This is a genomic window from Pseudaquabacterium inlustre, assembly GCF_038066595.1.
In the GTDB taxonomy this organism is placed as follows: Bacteria; Pseudomonadota; Gammaproteobacteria; order Burkholderiales; family Burkholderiaceae_C; genus Pseudaquabacterium; species Pseudaquabacterium inlustre.
In genome coordinates this window covers 55460-74166 of the sequence record NZ_JBBUTH010000010.1, presented here as the reverse complement: position 1 = coordinate 74166, position 18707 = coordinate 55460, and the positions used below count along the sequence as shown (strand labels likewise).

The following is an 18707-nucleotide window of genomic DNA, read 5'->3' as shown; positions in this document are numbered from 1 at the left end:
GTCACGCAGGCGCCAGGCCGCGCTTTACGCGGGCGAGCCCGGCTGATGCCGCGCCCGGTAGGCGCGCGGCGACAGCCCGGTGTGGCGGCGGAAGAAGCGCGAGAAGTAGGCCGGATCGTCGAAGCCCAGCTCGAAACCCAGCTGCGACACCGGCGCCGCCACATGCAGCAGCCAGCGGCAGGCCTCGCGCACCAGGCGGTCGTGCAGCACGCGCTGGGCGTTCAGGCCGGTCTCGGCGCGCACCAGGCGGTTCAGCCGCTCGGTGGACAGGCCCAGCTGCTGCGCATAGCGCGCCACCGGCCAGTGCGCGCGGTAGTTGGCCTCCACCAGCACCACCCAGCGCGTGTACAGCGCCGAGCGTTGCGTGGGCGGGCCCGGCGCCGGGGCGGCGCGCTGGGCGTGCACCAGCTGCGCCAGCCGCCACACGATGGCGCGCGCCAGCCACACCGGCACCGGGCTGCCGGCCTCGCCGGGGGTGTCGGCGCCCTGCTGCTCGGCGGCCAGGGCCTCGAACAGGCGCTGCAGGCGCAGCACCTCGGGTGACTCGGCCGGCAACGCCAGGCTGCGCGGCGCGGCAAACAGCGTGGCCAGGGCCTGGCCGGCGGCGGCGGCATCGCCCTCGGCCAGCAGCGCGGCGTTCAGCGTCAGCACATGGCCATCGGCGTGGCGCGAGAAGCGGAAGGCATGGGCCACGCCCGGCGGCACCACCAGCACCGCCGGCCCCTCGCAGCGGCTACGGCTTTCGTCCAACATAGCTTCGGCCCAGCCGGCCTGCAGCCACAGCACCTGGTGCAGGCCGGCATGCACATGGGCATCGATCTCCCAGCCGTGCAGGCGGCTGCGTGCGTCGATGGATTCAATGTGCAGCAGCGCGGGTGCCGGGCCGCCGGCCTCGCCGTACAGCGTGAAGGCGGGCAGGCGCTGGCGCTTGGGGCGGGTGGTCTGCGAGCGTGGCGCCTGTGAGGCCATGTCAGGCATGGTACGAGAAAAGTACCAGTTTCTACCGGCGTCTGTCCGCTGCGCGGCGGCGCTGGGCTGCCCAGAATCCAGCCCATCACAACGCGCACCGGAGACAGGCCATGGCCACCTACCCCACCCGCACCCAGGTCGGCATCATCGGCGGCGGCCCCTCGGGCCTGCTGCTGTCGCAACTGCTGCACCTGCAGGGCATCCAGACCGTGGTGCTGGAGCAGCACAGCCGCGAGTACGTGCTGGGCCGCATCCGCGCCGGCGTGCTGGAGCATGGCTTTGCCGCGCTGATGCGCGAGGCCCAGTGCGCCGAGCGCATGGACCGCGAAGGCGAGATCCACGACGGCTTCTGGATCGCCCACGACGGCCGGCGCGACCGCGTGGACCTGAAGGGCCTGACCGGTGGCAACAGCGTGGTGGTGTACGGCCAGACCGAGCTGACCAAGGACCTGTACGAGGCCCGCGACAAGCTCAACGGCATCGTCATCCACAACGCCGAGGACGTGAAGCCGCATGACCTGGAAGGCGCGCCCTACCTCACCTGGCGCCAGGGCGACGAGGTGCACCGCATCGACTGCGACTACATCATCGGCTGCGACGGCTTTCATGGCGTGAGCCGCAAGTCGATCCCGAAGGACAAGATCCGCGAGTTCGAGCGCGTCTACCCCTTCGGCTGGCTGGGCGTGCTGTCGCGCACCAAGCCGGTGTCGCCCGAGCTGATCTATGCCAAGCACGAGCGCGGCTTTGCGCTGTGCTCGCTGCGATCGCAGGTGCTCAGCCGCTACTACATCCAGGTGCCGCTGACCGACACCGTGGAGCAGTGGACCGACGATCTGTTCTGGGCCGAGCTGAAGCGCCGCCTGCCCGACAAGGTGGCGGCCGAGCTGATCACCGGCCCGTCGATCGAGAAGAGCATTGCGCCGCTGCGATCGTTTGTTTGCGAGCCGATGCGCTTTGGCAAGCTGTTCCTGGCGGGTGACGCCGCGCACATCGTGCCGCCCACCGGCGCACGCGGGCTCAACAGCGCCGCGTCGGACATTTATTACCTGTACCACGCACTGCGCGAGCACTACCAGCAGGGCAGCGACGCCGGCCTCGATGCCTACTCGGCCAAGGCGCTGGCGCGGGTGTGGAAGGGCCAGCGCTTCTCGTGGTGGATGACCACACTGCTGCACCGCTTCCCGGAACGCAACCCGTTCGAGGACAAGCTGCAGGACACCGACCTGGCCTACCTGTTCTCATCCGAGAAGGCCCTGGCCTCGCTGGCGGAGAACTATGTGGGGTTGCCGTTCTGAGTGGGATGGCCCGGCCTGACCCACGGCCTGTTGGCGCAGGCCATCGGGTCAATCCGCCAAGCCGAGCTTGCGCTCCACCTCATCCAGGCTGAACACCTTCTCCTTGCCGGTCCGCACGCGCTCGCGCGTGGTGTCGGCGCGGTGGTGGTCCTGACGGTCTTGCACGGTGCTAACCACCAGCGCCTCGGCCAACTGCGCATGCTTGGCGCGGGCGGCGGCCATGCGGGATTGGAGGTGGTCGCACAGGGCCATCAGTTCATCGACCTTGGCGACGATGCGGCGCTGCTCGGCCAGTGGCGGCAACGGGAACGCGCAAGATCGCAATTGCGTCATATTGATCGACGCCAGATTGGTGGTCTGCTTCGATGACCCTGCGAAGTAGCTGCGGGCCGCCGGGCTGTTGAGGTACAGCTCAGCCCAGCGGGGCAAGAACTCATCGGAGCAGGCACGCGCCCGAAACACATGGTTCTGATGCAGGCATTGCTCAAGCTCGCCCTGCCAGATCGCCGTGCGGCCCACCTTGTCCCAGTCGCCGCCCTCGGTGATGAGCAGGTCGCCGGGTTCGAGGAGGTACTTGTCTGCCTCGTCGGCGGGAACCTCGATCTCTTTGAGGTCGTCCAGCATCAACTGGCCGCGCTGCACGTTGGCCACCCGCAGATAGGGCAAGGCCACCAGGGTGCGCCCCGTCAGCTTGCGGCCCAGGGTGACGCCACCCGTGATCCACAGCAGGTCATCCAGCGCCTGCCATGTCCACGAGTTGGGAATCGCGAAGGGCCAGTTGGGCGCATCGGGCAGCGCCAAAGCCTTAGCCCTTCGGCCGCCATCGGTCACTGCCCGGGTCTTGTTCGCTGCGAGCCGGGCAGCCAGATCGGCTGCCGGTTCGTCGTCAGACCGTTGCGGCACCAGCCGGCCTGACACGGCCAGTTCGACGATCAGGCGGCGCAGTCTGTCCACGCCCCCAGGCGCCTCCGCCAGCAACCCCAAGTTCTCCAACACCGCCGCCGTCACTGCCCAACCTCCGCCGGCCCATCCCCCAGCAGCGCCCGCTCCCTTGCCAGCTCGGCCTGCAGTTCGGCCTCAGTCGGCAGGTGCGCCTGGTAGCGGCTGGCAAACAGCTGGTCGCTATCGGCCAGGCGCGAGTAGCGCGCCACCGCGGCATTGCGCTCGCTGCACAGGATGAGGCCGATGGTGGGGTTGTCGCCGGGTTGGCGCTCGCGTTCGTCGAACACGCGCACGTACATGTCCAGCTGGCCCACATCCTGGTGGCTGAGCTTGCCCACCTTCAGCTCCACCAGCACAAAGCACTTGAGCATGTAGTTGTAGAACACCAGGTCGACGAAGGCGTCTTCGTCTTCGATGCGCAGATGCTTTTGCCGTGCCACGAAGGCAAAGCCCTTGCCCAGTTCCAGCAAGAAGCGCTGCAGGTTGTTCAGCAGGCCCTGCTCCACATCCTGCTCAAACAGCGCGGCGCCGGGCTGGGCGCCCAGAAAGTCCAGCACATAGGGGTCGCGGATGAAGTCGCGCGCGCTGGGCGGGGTGTCGCGCTGGATGAGCGCGGCGGCCTCGGCCTGCACGGCGGCCTTGTCCTGGCTGGAGAGCAGGCGCTCGTAGTGCAGGGTGCTGATCTGGCGGTCGAGCGCGGCAAAGCTCCAGGTCTGCGACACGGCCTCGGCCGCATACCAGGCCCGGGCCTGAGGATCGGCCACACGCATCAGGCGGCGAAAGTGCGACCAGCTCAATTCGCGACACGGCATGTCGCAAATCTCCGCCCAGCCGAAGGTCTGGAAGAACTGGCGGAAATTTCGCAGGTTCGAGGCCGAGAAGCCCCGGCCGAACTCTTGCGTCAGGCGCTGGCCCAGTTCTTCCAGCTGGCCCTTGCCGTAGGCCGCGCGCGCCTGTCCGGCTTGTTCGTGCTCCACGATCAGGTGCCCCACCTGCCAGTAGGCCTGCACCATGGCCTGGTTGACGCTGCGGTGCGCCACCTGCCGGGCCTGCAGCAGCACCTCGCGCACCTGGCCGAACAGGTTGCCGGCGGCGATGCCGGCCGGCGGCGCAGCGTGGCCTGCCGTGGTGGCGGGCAGGCCGGGGCTGGCCTTCTGGCGGCTCATGCCTGGCCCTCCAGGGCACCGGCCAGCGCCGCCTTCAGCTGCGCCTGCAGATCGGCAATCTCGGCCTGCATCTGACGGTACTCAGCCAGCAACACCTCGGGGTCATGGCTCACCTGCTCGCCCTGGTGCGGGTTCTTCAGGTCGAGGTTCCAGCCGCGCTCGCGGATGGCGTCGGCGCTCACCTTCCAGGCCTGCTCGGTGCCCACGCGCGTGGCAAAGCCATCGGCCTCGCTGCCCCACCAGGCTTGCAGGCCGGCCAGCTCGTCGATGCGCATCGGCCGGGTCTTGCTGTAGTTCTTCACGCCGGCGGGGTAGCGGTGCTCGTAGAACCACACCTCCTGCGTGGGCTGGCCCTTGGTGAAGAACAGCAGGTTGGTCTTGATGCCGGTGTAGGGGTTGAACACGCCGTTGGGCAGGCGCACCACGGTGTGCAGATTGCACTCGGTGAGCAGCTTTTCCTTGATGCGGCTCTTGATGCCCTCGCCGAACAGAAAACCATCGGGCAGCACCACGGCCGCGCGGCCGCCGTCTTTCAGCAAATGCATGATCAGCACGAGGAACAGATCGGCCGTCTCGCGGGTGCGGAACGCGGCCGGAAAGTTGGTCTCGATGCCGTCTTCCTCCATGCCGCCGAAGGGCGGGTTGGCCACGATGCAATCCACCCGCTCTTTCGGGCCCCAGCTGATCAGCGGGCGCGCCAGGGTGTTGTCATGCCGAATCTGGCTGGGCACCTCGATGCCGTGCAGGATCATGTTGGTGGTGGCCAGCAGGTGGGGCAGCGGCTTCTTCTCCACGCCGTGGATGCTGGCCTGCAGCACCTGCTCGTCCTCGGGCGTTTGCACGTAGCGGGCGCGCTTGTGCTCGATGGTGCAGGTGAGAAAGCCGCCGGTGCCGCAAGCCGGGTCCATCACCTTCTCGTGCAGCTGGGGGTCGACCATGCGCACCATGAACTCGGTGACCGGCCGCGGCGTGTAGAACTCGCCCGCGTTGCCGGCGCTTTGCAGGTCACGCAGCAGCTGCTCGTACATGTCGCCAAAGGCATGGCGCTGCTGGGCCTTGTTGAAGTCCACCGCCTCCTGGATCTTGTTGACCACCTGGCGCAGCAGCTGGCCGCTCTTCATGTAGTTGTAGGCGTCCTCGAACACGCTGCGCACCACATAGGCGGCCGGGCTGGCGCTGAGGCCACGCTCCTTCATGAAGCGCGGATCGGTCAGGTTCTGCAGGCCGGGGAACAGCTCGTTGTCGATGAAGCTCTTGAGCTCGTCACCGGTGATGCCCTCGGGGTCGGCCGCCCAGTGGCGCCAGCGGAAGGGCTCGGGCAGCGGGCTCTTGTAGTCGTCACGCAGCAACTCCCACTCTTGCTCGCGGTCGTCAAAGATCTTCAGGAACAGCATCCACACCAGCTGCCCGATGCGCTGCGCGTCGCCATCGACGCCGACATCCTTGCGCATGATGTCCTGGATGGATTTGATGGCGGAGGTGATGGACATGCGGCTTGATCAATGAGCGTTTGGGGAACAGCGAAGTCGCCTCGCGTCATGGCGCGGTCGCGAAGGGGGCGCATTGTCCTCAATCGCGCAGGTGGTTCGGGTTCGGGCACACGTTCCGTCGTTGGTGCGGCTCTGCCCCCACATGCACGGGTCCGCCTGAATGCCAGGCTGGATGCCCATCTCGGCGAAATAGGCCTGAATGCGCTCCAGGAACGAGTCGGGACAGGAAAAGGTTCGCCCTTCCGACAATTTCTCAGGCAGGAACTCGCCCCAGCCGTTTGGCGGCACCAGGGCCTTTCGGCCGAAATACCAGAACCGGGACGAGATCAGCGCGTTGAGTCCCCCTGTGTCGTGCAGAAGGTGATCCACCGTGTGGTTCTCATTGCGGTGCCATTCATAGCCCCCGCGGCCGTCACCGGAATAGATGTTGTCGCCGCATCGCAACTTCTCTGAACGCGAGTCAGGTTTCGGCCTCTTCTTCGCGAAGCGGGGGTCATCGAAGTAGCCCGGCAAGGGCAGCGGGTCTTCGGTGACTTGCATCAGGTAGACCAGGCCCATGTAGGGAATCTGCACGCCAAGTGCACTGGCGCGCCGCACCAGTTGCCTGGAGGCGAAGCCGGCCACCCAGTCATCCTTTTTTCGCGTGTGGCGGATGGTGGGCTTGCAAGTGGCGAGACTCAGAAATCCATGAAATGGATTGGGCGCGAATCCCTTGTCGTGCGTCATCTTGTAGCCCATCACCGCGCTCATGCCATGTCCTCCTGCCCGTGCTGTTGAATCAACTGGATCAGCCAGCGACGCGCCAGCGCCGATGTGCCGACATCGATGACGAACTCTTGCCCTTTGGCAACGGATTGCAGCAGGGTGCTCTGCTCATCCAACTGCCAGCGCCTCGGATCCGTGTGATACGACAGGGCGGTCTGGCTGACGTCAGGATGCATCCAGGCCGGCAGCCGCCACACCGAGCGCGAGCGCCCCGGGGCAGTCAACTGCAGCCTCGGCGTCCAGCGAACAAAGCAGCCCGCACCGGGCAGGCGGCGCTTGAACAAGGCTTCCGCCGCAATATAGATCGCGTTGCCGCTACCCATCTGGTCTGCAAAAGCCACGTGCGGATGGTCATGAAGCCACTCGTGCGACCCGATCTGCGGGGTGCCGAAGAGGCTCAACACGTTGCCTACCTGCAGCCAACCGAAGAGGCTGTGAATGTCTGGCGCGCCAGGAACGTAGCGCCAGTGAGTGCCTCGCCGCTCGGCTTGCCGGAACCAGCCGAAGAACAAGAAGACATCCCCAGGCCCAACCCCTTGTCGGGCCAGATGGCTTTGCGCTGCAGCGACTTGGCCGAAGCTTGGCCGCCAACCCGCTCGCCGAGCGACGCTGTCGCCGCGCAGATCCGGGTCCAGGTGCACGAGCGTGTGAGCGCCCAGGCGCCCGGCGGTCAGGTCAGCCACCAGAGGAGCAAGTGACCCCACGGGGCCGGTGATGTCGCCCAGCGGCCGGCCCTGCCGGGACGGGATGGGCAACGAGACCAATGTCCCGTCGTCGAATATCGGGCTGGGCACGCCGCCATACTGCGAGTCAAAGCCCTTGCGGCTGAAGATGATCTTCACATCGTAGCTTTCGACTCAGCCATACAGCGCGCGCTCCAGCCCGCGCAGCGCCGCTTCGTAGCCCGCCTTGCCGCCAAAGGCCTTCACCAGTTCCAGCGGCGCGCCGATGCGGTCAAACGGCGGCAGGGTAAGGATTCTCGGGTCCTCAATGGGCTCGATGCCGGTGTCGGCGTACTTTTCCAGCAGCGCCTCCAGCACCTGGCGCGCGGCGCCCTGGTACTTGCCGAAGTAGTTGCGCTTCTTCACGCCCTCGGCGCGCTCGCGGCGGCTGAGCGGGGGCTGGTCGAAGGCCACGTGGCAGATCAGGTCGAAGGCATCCAATGGCTTGCCGGTCTTGGCCTGCACCTCGTCGGCCAGCGGTTCCCACAGCACGCCCAGGGCAGCCAGTTCGTCGATCACGGCCTTCTTCTGCTCGGCGCTGCCCCAGCGGCGCAGAAACTCGTCCATCGAGCGGAACTGCTTGGCCACGCAGTGCCGCGTGTACTCGCGCAGGCTCTCGGTGATGAGCTTGCCGTCGGGGCCGTAGTACTGCACGCGCTCGGCCACGATGTGCACGGTGACGTCGCGGCCCACCACGTACTTCTTTCGGCCGGCGCCTTGTTCGGCGCCCTCGCCTTCAAAGGCACCAGCGTCGCCGGGATCGCCCAGGCCCGCAACCGCGCCGGGGCTGCCCGGCTCGCCGTGGCCCGGGTCGGGCGGCAGTTCATCGGGCGGCACCGGCGGCTCGTCGTCCCTGGGCGCGTACACCTGCACCGGTTCACCATCGAAGGCCGGGTCGGCAAACAGCTCGGTGGCCTTCTTGAAGTCCATGATCGTGAACCAGAACTTTCCGTAGTCCTCGTTGATGCGGGTGCCGCGTCCGATGATCTGCTTGAACTCGGTCATCGACTGGATGTGCTGGTCCAGCACGATGAGCTTGCAGGTTTGCGCATCTACCCCGGTGGTCATCAGCTTGCTGGTGGTGGCGATGACCGGGTAGCGCACCTCGGGGTTGATGAAGTTGTCGAGTTCGGCCTTGCCTTCGGCGTCGTCGCCGGTGATGCGCATCACGTACTTGCGGTTGGCCTTCACCTGCGCGGGGTTCAGATTCACCAGGGCCTGGCGCATGCGCTCGGCGTGGTCGATGTCGTCGCAGAAGACGATGGTCTTGGTGAAGGGATCGGTGGCTTTCAGAAACTGCGTGATGCGCGCGGCCACGGCCTGGGTGCGCATCTCCAGCACCAGCTGGCGGTCCATGTCGCGCAGGTTGTAGATGCGGTCTTCGATGGGCTGGCCGTGCTTGTCCAGCATGCCCTGGGGCGGGCGCCAGCCTTGCAGGTCGCGGTCGAAGTCGATGCGCACCACCTTGTAGGGCGCCAGAAAGCCGTCTTCGATGCCCTGCTTCAGGCTGTAGGTGTAGACCGGTTCGCCGAAGTAGAAGGTGCTGGAGACGTCCTTGGTTTCCTTGGGCGTGGCAGTCAGGCCAATCTGCGTGGCGCTGCTGAAGTAGTCCAGGATGTCGCGCCAGGCCGAGTCGTCGGTCGCGCTGCCGCGGTGGCATTCGTCCACCACGATCAGGTCAAAGAAGTCGGGAGAGAACTGCTTGTAGATGTTCTTGTCTTCCTCGGCGCCACTGACGGCCTGGTACAGGCTGAGGTAGATCTCGTAGGCGGTGTCGATCTTGCGGCCGGTGATCTTGGTCATCGCCGCGCCAAAGGGCTTGAAGTCGTTGTTCTTGGTCTGGTCGACCAGGATGTTGCGGTCGGCCAGGAAGAGGATGCGCTTGGCCTGCCGGCTCTTCCACAGCCGCCAGATGATCTGGAAGGCGGTGTAGGTCTTGCCGGTGCCGGTGGCCATCACCAGCAGCACGCGCTGCTGGCCCTTGGCCACCGCCTCCACGGTGCGGTTGATGGCGTTGACCTGGTAGTAGCGCGGCGCGCGGCCCGAGCCGTCGTCGTAGTACGGTGCCTCGGCCTTGGGTGCGCTGGTGGCGTCCAGGCCGCGCCAGGCGCAGTAGCGGGCCCACAGCTCGGCCGGGGCGGGAAACTGCTCCAGCGTCAGGTGTGTCTCGACCTTGCCGCCGTCCACGCTGCGGTCATGCAGCACAAAGCCGTCGCCATTGCTGGTGAAGGCGAAGGGCACGTCCAGCGCCTCGGCATAGTCCAGCGCCTGCTGCATGCCTTCGCCCGGGCGGTGGGTGTTGTCCTTGGCCTCGATGACGGCGATGGGCCGGTTGGGTGCGTGGTACAGCACGAAGTCGGCGCGCCGGGCCTTGCCACGGGTGTGCAGCCGGCCGCGCACGATCACCCGCCCGTGGGTGAATGTCACCTCCTCGCGCACCTGGTGCTGGATGTCCCAACCCGCGGCCGCGATGGCCGGTGCGATGAACTTGGTGCAGATATCGCGTTCGCTGAGCGCCTTCTTGTCCACGGCTGGCCTTCCCTGCTGCCTGGGGGCCTGGGTCGCTGGGGTTGCGCTGGCCTCTGCGGGCATTCTCACCCAGGGGCAGCGGGAACAGCAGGCGCAGCCTGCGCCGCCAGCAGCAGTTGCAGCATCCGCGCCGCCACGGCCTCGTCGGCATGCACGGCCTGCACGCCGGGCAGGCCGGCCAGTCGCTGGGCCTGGTCGGCGTCGGCCACGTAGGCGATCACCGGCAGCGTGGGGTTCAGCGCGCGGGCGATGTCGATGGCCGGGCGCTGGCGGGTGCAGTCGCCTTCGGTCAGCACCAGCAGGCCGGCCTGAGCAATGTGGGCCTGGACCAGGGTTTCGGGGTCGGCCATGTCGCCCGCCACCGCCGGCAGGCCGGCGTCGCGCAGCGTCTGCACCTCGTCGCGGCTGGCCGTGACCACCACGCAGGGCTGCTGGCGCGCGCGCAGTTCGGCGGCCAGGTGCCGGCCCAGCGGGCCCTGGCCCACCAGCACCACCTGGCGCGCCAGGTAGCGGGCGTCGGTGTCCTGCGGCAGCGCGGCCAGCGGGTCGTCGCGCGCGGCCAGGCGGCGGGCGAAGTGCCAGCGCGCCAGCATCCAGCGCTCGGCCGGCGCCAGCAGGCCGAACAGCAGCGGGTTCAGCGCGATGGACAGCAGCGCGCCGGCCACCACCAGGCTTTGCGCCTCGGGCGGCAGCAGGCCCAGGCTGGCACCCAGCGCCACCAGGATGAACGAGAACTCGCCGATCTGCGCCAGGCTGGCCGAGATGCCCAGCGCCGCACGCAGCGGGTGGCGCAGCGCCAGCACCAGGGCCGCCGCCGCCAGCGACTTGCCCAGCACCACCACCGCCACCACGGCCAGCACCTGCAACGGGCGATCCACCAGCACCTGCGGGTCGAACAGCATGCCCACCGAGACGAAGAACAGCACCGCGAAGGCATCGCGGAAGGGCAGCGACTCTTCGGCCGCGCGGTGGCTGAGCGGTGACTCGCGCAGCACCAGGCCGGCGAAGAACGCGCCCAGCGCCACCGACACGCCGAACAGCGCCGCCGCGCCATACGCGATGCCCACCGCCACGGCCACCACGCACAGCGTGAACAGCTCGCGTGAGCCGGTGCGCGAGATCTGCCACAGCAGCCAGGGCAGCACACGGCGCCCGCCCAGCAGCATCACCGCCACGAAGGCGCCCACCGCCAGCAGCGTGCGGCCCAGCGTCACGGCCAGGCTGCCGCCGCCCTGCCCCGTGGCCTGCGCCCCGGCATCGGCCCCCGGCAGGCCGGCCAGCACCGGCAGCAGCACCAGCACCAGCACCATGGCCAGGTCTTCCACCACCAGCCAGCCCACGGCCACGCGGCCGTGGCCGGTGTCCAACTCGTTACGCGCCTCCAGTGCGCGCAGCAGCACCACGGTGCTGGCCACGCTGAGCGCCAGGCCGAACACCAGCGCGCCGCCCATCGTCCAGCCCCAGGCCAGCGCCAGGCCGGCGCCCAGGGCCGTGGCCACGCCCATCTGCACCAGCGCGCCGGGCACGGCGATGCGCCGCACGGCCAGCAGGTCAGCCACCGAGAAATGCAGGCCCACGCCGAACATGAGCAGCATCACGCCCACCTCGGCCAGCTGGCTGGCCAGCGCCACGTCGGCCACGAAGCCGGGGGTGAACGGGCCGATCAGCACACCGGCCACCAGGTAGCCCACCAAGGCCGGCAGGCGCAGGCGCAGCGCCACGAAGCCCAGCACCAGGGCCAGCCCCAGCGCAGCGGCCAGGGTGACGACGAGGGGCATGGGTGCGTGCATCGAGGGGGCCTTTCGCGGCCGCCGCCGCACCGGGCATCGGCGCAGGGATCACGGGGCCCGCGCTGGACCGAGCCCCGGGTGGCGGCAGAAGTTCCCGCTTGGCCGGCACATCGCGGCACTTGCAATCACTTCCATATTTCAACTATCATTGAATTATGGAAGATTCAGACGTCGTCAAGGCCCTCGCCGCACTGGCCCAGGAGCACCGCCTGCGCGCCTTCCGCGCCCTGGTGGTGGCCGGTGATGCCGGCCTCACGCCCGGCGCCATGGCCGAGCAGCTGGGCCTGCCGGCCAACACCCTGTCCTTCCACCTGAAGGAGCTGATGCACGCCGGCCTGGTGTCCAGCACCCGCGACGGCCGCAACCTGATCTACCGCGCCGGCTTCGACCGCATGGCCGCGCTGCTGGGCTTCCTCACCGCCAATTGCTGCCAGGGCGCCGCGTGCGGCGTGCCGTCCGCGCCGTCGTGCGCCTGCTAGCCCGTTGCCCCTCCACCCACCCGCCAGGAGCTTGAGATGAAGCGATTCCACGTCCACACCCATGTGCGCGATCTGCAGGCCAGCATCGCGTTCTATTCCAAGCTGTTCGCCGCCGAGCCCACCCGCGTGGAGGCCGACTACGCCAAGTGGATGCTGGACGATCCGCGCATCAACTTCGCCATCAGCACGCGCGGCGCCGCACCCGGCATCGACCATGTGGGCTTCCAGACCGACACCGAGGCCGAGCTGGCCGAACTGAAGGCCCGCGCCGAAGCGGCCGACATGGCCATGCTCGACGAAGGCCAGACCACCTGCTGCTACGCCCGCAGCGACAAGCACTGGATCGTCGACCCCGCTGGCGTGCCCTGGGAGCACTTCCACACGCTGGCCGACATCCCGGTGTTCAACGAAGCCGAGGGCGCAGCCGCGGCGTCGGGCTCGGCCTGCTGCACGCCGACCGTGAGCGCCGCCACGGTGGCCACGGCGACCGCCGCCCCGGCCACCACCCCTGCCCCCGCCAACGCCTGCTGCACGCCCAGCCGCGGCAAGCCGCTCAACATTCCCGTCAAGTCCAGCGGCTCCGGCTGCTGCTGATCCGCCCCTCTGTCCGTCGCCGTCCCATGAGCTTCCACGTCCTGATCCTGTGCACCCACAACTCGGCGCGCAGCGTGCTGTCCGAGTGCATGCTGAACCACTGGGCAAAACGCCTGGGCCGCGATGTGGTGGCCCACAGCGCCGGCAGCGCGCCCAGCGGCCGCATCAACCCGCATGCGCTGGCGGTGCTGGCCGAAGCCGGCATTGATACCTCCTACACCGCCAGCAAGTCATGGGACCGCTTCGCCGGCGCCGATGCGCCGCCGCTCAGCCTGGTGATCACCGTGTGCGACAGCGCCGCCGCCGAGGCCTGCCCGGTGTTCTTCTCGGGCGCCGCCGAGCCGCCGCTGAAGGTGCACTGGGGCTACCCCGATCCGTCCAACGCCGACGGCGGTGACGAAGGCAAGCGCCGTGCCTTCGAACTGACGCGCCAGGCCATCGGCTACCGCATGCTGCAGCTGCTGGCCCTGCCGCTGGAGACCATGAGCCGCGCCGAACTGCAGGCCGCGCTGAACGGGATCGCCGCGTCATGAACTTCTTCGAGCGGTACCTCAGCGCCTGGGTGGCGCTGTGCATCGTGGCCGGCATCGCGCTGGGCCAGGCCCTGCCCGGCCCGGTGCAGGCCATCGGCGGCATGGAGATCGCGCAGGTCAACCTGCCGGTCGGCCTGCTGATCTGGGTGATGGTGATCCCGATGCTGCTGAAGATCGACTTCGGCGCGCTGCACCAGGTGCGCCAGCACTGGCGCGGCATCGGCGTCACGCTGTTCGTCAACTGGGCTGTCAAGCCGTTCTCGATGGCGCTGCTGGGCTGGATCTTCGTGCGCCATGTGTTCGCGCCCTGGCTGCCCGCCGCGCAGCTGGACAGCTACATCGCCGGCCTGATCCTGCTGGCCGCCGCGCCCTGCACGGCCATGGTCTTCGTGTGGAGCCGGCTCACCAACGGCCACCCGCTGTTCACGCTCAGCCAGGTGGCGCTGAACGACACCATCATGGTGTTCGCGTTCGCACCCATCGTGGGCCTGCTGCTGGGGCTGTCCAGCATCACCGTGCCGTGGGACACGCTGCTGATCTCGGTGGTGCTGTACATCGTGATCCCGGTGATCGTGGCGCAGTTCATCCGCCGCGCGCTGCTGCGGCGCGGCCAGGCCGCGTTCGACGCCGCGATGGCGCGCATCGGCCCATGGTCCATCGCCGCGCTGCTGGCCACGCTGGTGCTGCTGTTCGCGTTCCAGGGCGAGGCCATCCTGCGCCAGCCGCTGGTGATCGCGATGCTGGCCGTGCCCATCCTGATCCAGGTGGTCTTCAACGCCGGCCTGGCCTACTGGCTGAACCGCCGCGTGGGCGAGTCGCACGCCGTGGCCTGCCCGTCGGCGCTGATCGGCGCCAGCAACTTCTTCGAGCTGGCGGTGGCCGCAGCCATCAGCCTCTATGGCTTCCACAGCGGCGCCGCGCTGGCCACCGTGGTGGGCGTGCTGATCGAGGTGCCGGTGATGCTGCTGGTGGTGCGCTGGGTGAACCGCAGCAAGGGCTGGTACGAGGCCGGCGCCCAGGCCTGCGCGCCGGCACGCGGCTGATCAGCTCACCCGCTGCAGCGCGGTGCTCAAGCTGGGCGGCGTGCGCAGCGTCTGCGCGATCACGCAGTAGCGCTCGGTCAGGCGCAGCAGCGTGGCCAGCTGCTCGTCGCTGGCGGCGGGCGCATCCACCTCGAAGCGCAGGCGGATGTCGGTGATGCCGACCGGCGCGTCCTTGGCGATGCCCAGCGTGCCGCGGAAGTCGCCCTCGCCTTCCACCACCACGCGCACGCTGCGCCAGGGCACGGCCATGGCCGTGGCCACCACGTTGAAGGTGACGCCGGCGCAGGCCACCAGGGCCTCCAGCAGCATGTCGCCCGAGCAGGCTTCGCTGCCGTCGCCACCCGCCGCGGGGTGCAGTCCGGCGTCGAAGCTGGCAAAGCGGTTGGCGATGTGCACCGAGGGCCTGTCGGCCCGCAGCGTGCCGCTGGCCTGGAAGGTGTGGCGCGCGGCGGCGGGGTCGGCCTGGTAGCGGGCCTTGATCGGGGCCTGCAGCGCGCGCAGTTCGTCGGCGTTCATCGGGATTCTCCGGAGTTGGGTTGGCACCTGGGTGGCGGTGGCCCGCGGCAGGGCCGGCCTATGCTGCAGCATCGTCCGCCGGCGCACCGCCGGCTGTCCAGCCCGGAGATGCCCGCCATGCCCACGCCCCCGTCGAACCCCGTTGCCGACCTGCTGGCCCACCACGTGGCCGCCCGCCACACGCCCGGCGCGCTGGCCCTGGTGGAGCGTGACGGCCGGGTGCTGGCGCGCGAGGTCGCCGGCCATGTGCGGCCCGACGGCGCCACCGCCATGCATGCGGGCGTGCGCTTTCGCATCGCCTCGCTGACCAAGCCGGTGGTGACGGTGGCCGCGCTGATGCTGGTGGACGAAGGCCGGCTGGCGCTGGACGCGCCCATCGGCGAGCTGCTGCCCGCGCTGCGCGACCTGCGCCTGGCGGGCGGCGTGGCGCCGCAGCGCCCGCCCACGGTGCGCGACCTGATGCGCCACACCTCGGGCCTGGCCTACCCGTTCGAGATCGCCGACCCGGCGCTGCGCGAGGCCTGGGCTGGCGCCGGCATCACCGCGGCGATGAGCGGGCTGGACAGCGCCGGCTTCCTGGCCCGCATCGCCACCCTGCCGCTGGTGGCCGAGCCCGGCCGCGCCTTCCGCTACGGCTACTCCACCGATGTGCTGGGCTGCATCGTCGAGGCCGTCGAAGGCCAGACGCTGGCCGCCGTGCTGCAGCGCCGCCTGTTCACGCCGCTGGGCATGACGCGCACCAGCTTCGAACTGCAGGCGGGTGAGGATGCCGATGTGGCCACGGCCTTCGCCGACGACACGGCCTGGCACGCCACCATCCCCGCCATCGGCCGGCGCACCGCGGGACAGCCCTGGATCGACAGCGGCGGCGGCGGCCTGATCAGCACGCTGGATGACTACGCCGCCTTTGGCCGCCTGCTGGCGGATGGGGGTGTGGTGGGCGGCACCGTCGGTGGCCAGCGGCTGCTGTCCGAAGCCATGATGGCCGAGATGTTCCGCAACCAGCTGCCTGCTGGCGTGGACGGTCCGGCGGCCTACTGTGGCCCCGGCTACGGCTTCGGCCTGGGCCTGGCCATCCGGCTCGACTGGGGGCCTGCCGCCATGCCCAGCACGGCGGGTGAAGGTGCCTGGTCGGGCATCAGCGGGCCGGCGCTGTTCGTGCAGCCGAAGGAACGCTGGTTCGCGGTGATGATGTGCGCCAACATGGCCTCGCGCATGCTGTGCCGGCTGGCCCTGCGGCGCGAGGCGGCGCGGCTGTAGGCGGCCCGGGTGCCTGGCAGGTGTCAGGCTCGGCGCCGCGGCGGCATCCTGTCGGATACTGTCCGCTCAGATCTTCCGTCAGGCCCCGCAGACATGCATCGCACCCCGCCCAGGCGCGCCGCCGCCGTTCTCGCCACGCTGGTCCTCTGCGGCCTGGCCGCGCCGCTGCTGGCCCAGCCGACCGCCACGCCCTGCACCACGCTGGTCGATGACGCCGCGCGCCTGGCCTGCTATGACCGCCTGCATGGCCGCACGCCAGCTGCCCCTCCCGCAAGCCCTTCCACTCACTCTTCCGCCGCCGCCGCGCCAACGCCCACCGCACCCGCGCCAGTCAACCGCCACAGCGGCTCGCTGCTGGCCGAGCGCTGGGAGCTGGACGGCCCCAGCGGCGCCGCCTTCGCGCCGCGCGCCTACCACCCGGTGTACCTGCTGCCCGCCACCTGGACGGTGGGCGTCAACCGCCGACCCAGCTCGCCGTCTGACGGCCACAGCGTCACCGACGATCAGCCGCTCAAGTCCGTCGAGGCCAAGTACCAGATCAGCCTGAAGGCGCGCCTGGGCCATCGGGTGCTGGGCACGCCCATCAGCCTGTGGGGCGGCTACACACAGTCGTCGCGCTGGCAGGTCTACAACGGTGCCATCTCGCGCCCGTTCCGCGAGACCGACTACGAGCCCGAGGTGATCGCCGTGCTGCCGCTGCGCGCCGAGGTCATGGGCTGGACCCTGCGCATGGCCTCGCTGGCGCTGAACCACCAGTCCAACGGCCGCTCGCTGCCGCTCAGCCGCAGCTGGAACCGCGTGATCGGCCAGCTGGGCTTCGAGCGCGGGCCCTGGGTGGCCGAGCTGCGGCCCTGGCTGCGCATCCCCGAACGCGCGGCCGATGACGACAACCCCGACATCCAGGACCACGTCGGCCGCGCCGAGCTGCGCCTGGGCCACTACGGCGGCGAGCACGCGCTGACGCTGCAGCTGCGCCACTCGCTGCGCAGCGGCGCGCGCAGCCACGGCTCGGCGCAGATCGACTGGGTGTTCCCGCTGGATGGCGTGCTGCACGGCTACCTGCAGGCCTTCACCGGCCATGGCGAGAGCCTGGTCGACTACAACCGCCACCAGACCAAGCTGGGCCTGGGCGTCACCATCGCCGGCTGGCGCTGAAGCAGCATGCGCCTGAGCCGCCCGGCCCCGATGGCCCACCTTGCCAGGGGCTGGGCGGGCCCGGCCCGGCGGTGGCTGGCGTGGATGCTGCTCGCCTGGTTGGTACTCGCCTGCGCGGGGCTGGCTGGCCAGCGCGCCCTGGCCGCCCCCGCATCGGCACCTGCACCGGCCTGGGCGCCGAGCGATGCCAGCGCTGCGCTGGAGGTCATCGAAGCGCGCGACCCGCGCCGCCTGGTCCGCGCCGCCGGCGTGGCGCTCGCCGCCACACTGCTGGCCTGGGCGCTGCTGCGTGGTCTGCTGGCGGCGCGGCGCTGGCTGCATGCGACGACCGATCTGCGCCTGCAGGGCTGGCACGCCCGCCAGCCGGCGCCCAGCTGGCGCGCCACCTATGCCCATTCGGTGCGCAGCGCGGTGCACGGCGCCACCACCGCCCTGGCCTGGCTGGCGGGCCTGCTGCTTCTGGATGTGTGGGCGGTGTTCGTGCTGGGCCAGTTCGCCCTCACCCGGCCCTGGGCCGAGCGCTCGCGCGAGTGGCTGCAGGGCGTGGCGGGCCAGTTCTTCTCGGCCATCGCCAGCGCCGTGCCAGGCCTGCTGACGGTGGCCTTGATCTTCGCGCTGGCGCGCCTGCTGCAACGCGCCGCCAGCCTGGCATTGCGGCGTGTCGAACGCGGCGACCTGCACATGGCCGGGCTGGACGCCGACACCGCCGGCCCCACGCGGCGCATCGGCAGCGTCGTGATCTGGCTGTTCGCGCTGGCCATCGCCTACCCGTTTCTGCCGGGCGCCGAGAGCGAGGCCTTCAAGGGCGTCTCGGTGCTGGCCGGGCTGATGCTGTCTCTCGGCGCCTCGGGCGTGGTTGGCCAGGTGGTCTCGGGCATGAGCCTGATGTACTCGCGCACCCTGCGCGTGGGCGAATACGTGAAGATCGGCGACGTGGAGGGCACGGTGGCGGCGATGGGCCTGTTCGCCACGCGCATCCACACCGGCATGGGCGAGGAGGTGAGCCTGCCCAATGCCGTGGTGTTCGGCCAGCCGGTGCGCAACTTCTCGCGCCTGGTGGCCGACGGGCAATTCGTGCTGCACACCGCCGTCACCATCGGCTACGCCACGCCCTGGCGCCAGGTGCACGCCATGCTGCTGGAAGCGGCGCGCCGCACCCCCGGCGTGGCCACCGAGCCGGCGCCGTACGTGGTGCAAACCGCGCTTTCAGACTTTTATGTTGAATACCGTCTGTGCGCCCAGGGCAGCCGCGGTGCGCCGCGCCGCCGCGTCGAAGCCATGAACCAGTTGCTGGGCCACATCCAGGACGTGTTCAACGAGAACGGCGTGCAGATCATGTCGCCGCACTACCGCAGCGATCCGCCAGCCTCGCAGGTGGTGCCGCCGGCCGACTGGGCGCCGCCGCTGGCACCGCGCGCGCAGCCGCCAGAATCGGCGGGCGCCGATCGCCCCTGACCGG

The 18707-nt window shown here is 69.6% G+C and carries 17 protein-coding genes; 8 read left to right on the top strand and 9 right to left on the bottom strand.

From position 1 onward, the window contains the following. Positions 1 to 24 precede the first annotated feature (24 nt). On the bottom strand, positions 25 to 969 hold the full coding sequence (locus tag AACH10_RS20705; protein WP_341412406.1) for a helix-turn-helix domain-containing protein: 945 nt from the start codon (positions 967 to 969) through the stop codon (positions 25 to 27). 110 nt (positions 970 to 1079) lie between these two features. On the opposite strand from AACH10_RS20705, the gene pobA reads away from it, so the two are divergent. Then, positions 1080 to 2264 (top strand): 4-hydroxybenzoate 3-monooxygenase, encoded by a 1185-nt coding sequence (pobA, locus tag AACH10_RS20700; protein ID WP_341412405.1) that lies wholly within the window; start codon positions 1080 to 1082, stop codon positions 2262 to 2264. A gap of 48 nt (positions 2265 to 2312) precedes the next feature. On the opposite strand, the gene AACH10_RS20695 is transcribed toward pobA, so the two are convergent. The 7 genes from AACH10_RS20695 to AACH10_RS20665 form a co-directional block, all read right to left on the bottom strand. Further along, on the bottom strand, positions 2313 to 3218 hold the full coding sequence (locus AACH10_RS20695) for a restriction endonuclease subunit S (RefSeq protein ID WP_341412404.1): 906 nt from the start codon (positions 3216 to 3218) through the stop codon (positions 2313 to 2315). Positions 3219 to 3268: 50 nt separating this feature from the next. Beyond that, a complete protein-coding gene (locus AACH10_RS20690) occupies positions 3269 to 4372 on the bottom strand; it encodes a PDDEXK nuclease domain-containing protein (RefSeq protein ID WP_341412403.1) in 1104 nt (367 codons plus the stop codon). Further along, a complete protein-coding gene (locus AACH10_RS20685; protein WP_341412402.1) occupies positions 4369 to 5862 on the bottom strand; it encodes a type I restriction-modification system subunit M in 1494 nt (497 codons plus the stop codon). Before AACH10_RS20685 ends, AACH10_RS20690 begins: the two co-directional genes overlap by 4 nt. Before the next feature lie 9 nt (positions 5863 to 5871). Beyond that, on the bottom strand, positions 5872 to 6612 hold the full coding sequence (locus AACH10_RS20680; RefSeq protein WP_341412401.1) for an Nmad2 family putative nucleotide modification protein: 741 nt from the start codon (positions 6610 to 6612) through the stop codon (positions 5872 to 5874). Further along, positions 6609 to 7469: an Nmad3 family putative nucleotide modification protein gene (locus AACH10_RS20675; protein WP_341412400.1), complete on the bottom strand. Its 861-nt coding sequence runs from the start codon at positions 7467 to 7469 to the stop codon at positions 6609 to 6611. Before AACH10_RS20675 ends, AACH10_RS20680 begins: the two co-directional genes overlap by 4 nt. 15 nt (positions 7470 to 7484) lie before the next feature. Continuing rightward, positions 7485 to 9878 (bottom strand): EcoAI/FtnUII family type I restriction enzme subunit R, encoded by a 2394-nt coding sequence (gene hsdR / locus AACH10_RS20670; RefSeq protein WP_341412399.1) that lies wholly within the window; start codon positions 9876 to 9878, stop codon positions 7485 to 7487. Between the two features lie 65 nt (positions 9879 to 9943). Continuing rightward, positions 9944 to 11668, bottom strand: coding sequence for a cation:proton antiporter (locus AACH10_RS20665; RefSeq protein ID WP_341412398.1), 1725 nt, complete (start codon positions 11666 to 11668; stop codon positions 9944 to 9946). A 155-nt stretch (positions 11669 to 11823) separates the two neighbouring features. Here AACH10_RS20665 and AACH10_RS20660 point away from each other — a divergent pair, with 155 nt between their 5' ends. From AACH10_RS20660 to arsB, 4 genes are read left to right on the top strand one after another with little or no spacing between them, the layout of a single operon-like run. Next, a complete protein-coding gene (locus tag AACH10_RS20660) occupies positions 11824 to 12147 on the top strand; it encodes an ArsR/SmtB family transcription factor (RefSeq protein ID WP_341412397.1) in 324 nt (107 codons plus the stop codon). A gap of 36 nt (positions 12148 to 12183) precedes the next feature. Further along, positions 12184 to 12741, top strand: coding sequence for an ArsI/CadI family heavy metal resistance metalloenzyme (locus AACH10_RS20655; protein ID WP_341412396.1), 558 nt, complete (start codon positions 12184 to 12186; stop codon positions 12739 to 12741). Positions 12742 to 12767: 26 nt separating this feature from the next. Continuing rightward, complete coding sequence (locus AACH10_RS20650; RefSeq protein WP_341412395.1) at positions 12768 to 13274, top strand: arsenate reductase ArsC; 507 nt, start codon at positions 12768 to 12770, stop codon at positions 13272 to 13274. Beyond that, entirely contained in the window at positions 13271 to 14317 is a 1047-nt protein-coding gene (arsB, locus tag AACH10_RS20645) for an ACR3 family arsenite efflux transporter (RefSeq protein WP_341412394.1), read from the top strand. Before AACH10_RS20650 ends, arsB begins: the two co-directional genes overlap by 4 nt. On the opposite strand, the gene AACH10_RS20640 is transcribed toward arsB, so the two are convergent. Beyond that, positions 14318 to 14833, bottom strand: coding sequence for an OsmC family protein (locus AACH10_RS20640; RefSeq protein WP_341412393.1), 516 nt, complete (start codon positions 14831 to 14833; stop codon positions 14318 to 14320). It abuts the gene before it with no gap. A gap of 117 nt (positions 14834 to 14950) precedes the next feature. Here AACH10_RS20640 and AACH10_RS20635 point away from each other — a divergent pair, with 117 nt between their 5' ends. The 3 genes from AACH10_RS20635 (at position 14951) to AACH10_RS20625 (ending at position 18703) form a co-directional block, all read left to right on the top strand. Beyond that, positions 14951 to 16093: a serine hydrolase domain-containing protein gene (locus AACH10_RS20635; protein ID WP_341412392.1), complete on the top strand. Its 1143-nt coding sequence runs from the start codon at positions 14951 to 14953 to the stop codon at positions 16091 to 16093. A gap of 93 nt (positions 16094 to 16186) precedes the next feature. Further along, positions 16187 to 17248 (top strand): phospholipase A, encoded by a 1062-nt coding sequence (locus AACH10_RS20630; RefSeq protein ID WP_341412391.1) that lies wholly within the window; start codon positions 16187 to 16189, stop codon positions 17246 to 17248. Between the two features lie 84 nt (positions 17249 to 17332). Beyond that, positions 17333 to 18703 (top strand): mechanosensitive ion channel family protein, encoded by a 1371-nt coding sequence (locus tag AACH10_RS20625; RefSeq protein WP_341412390.1) that lies wholly within the window; start codon positions 17333 to 17335, stop codon positions 18701 to 18703. Positions 18704 to 18707: the final 4 nt, after the last annotated feature.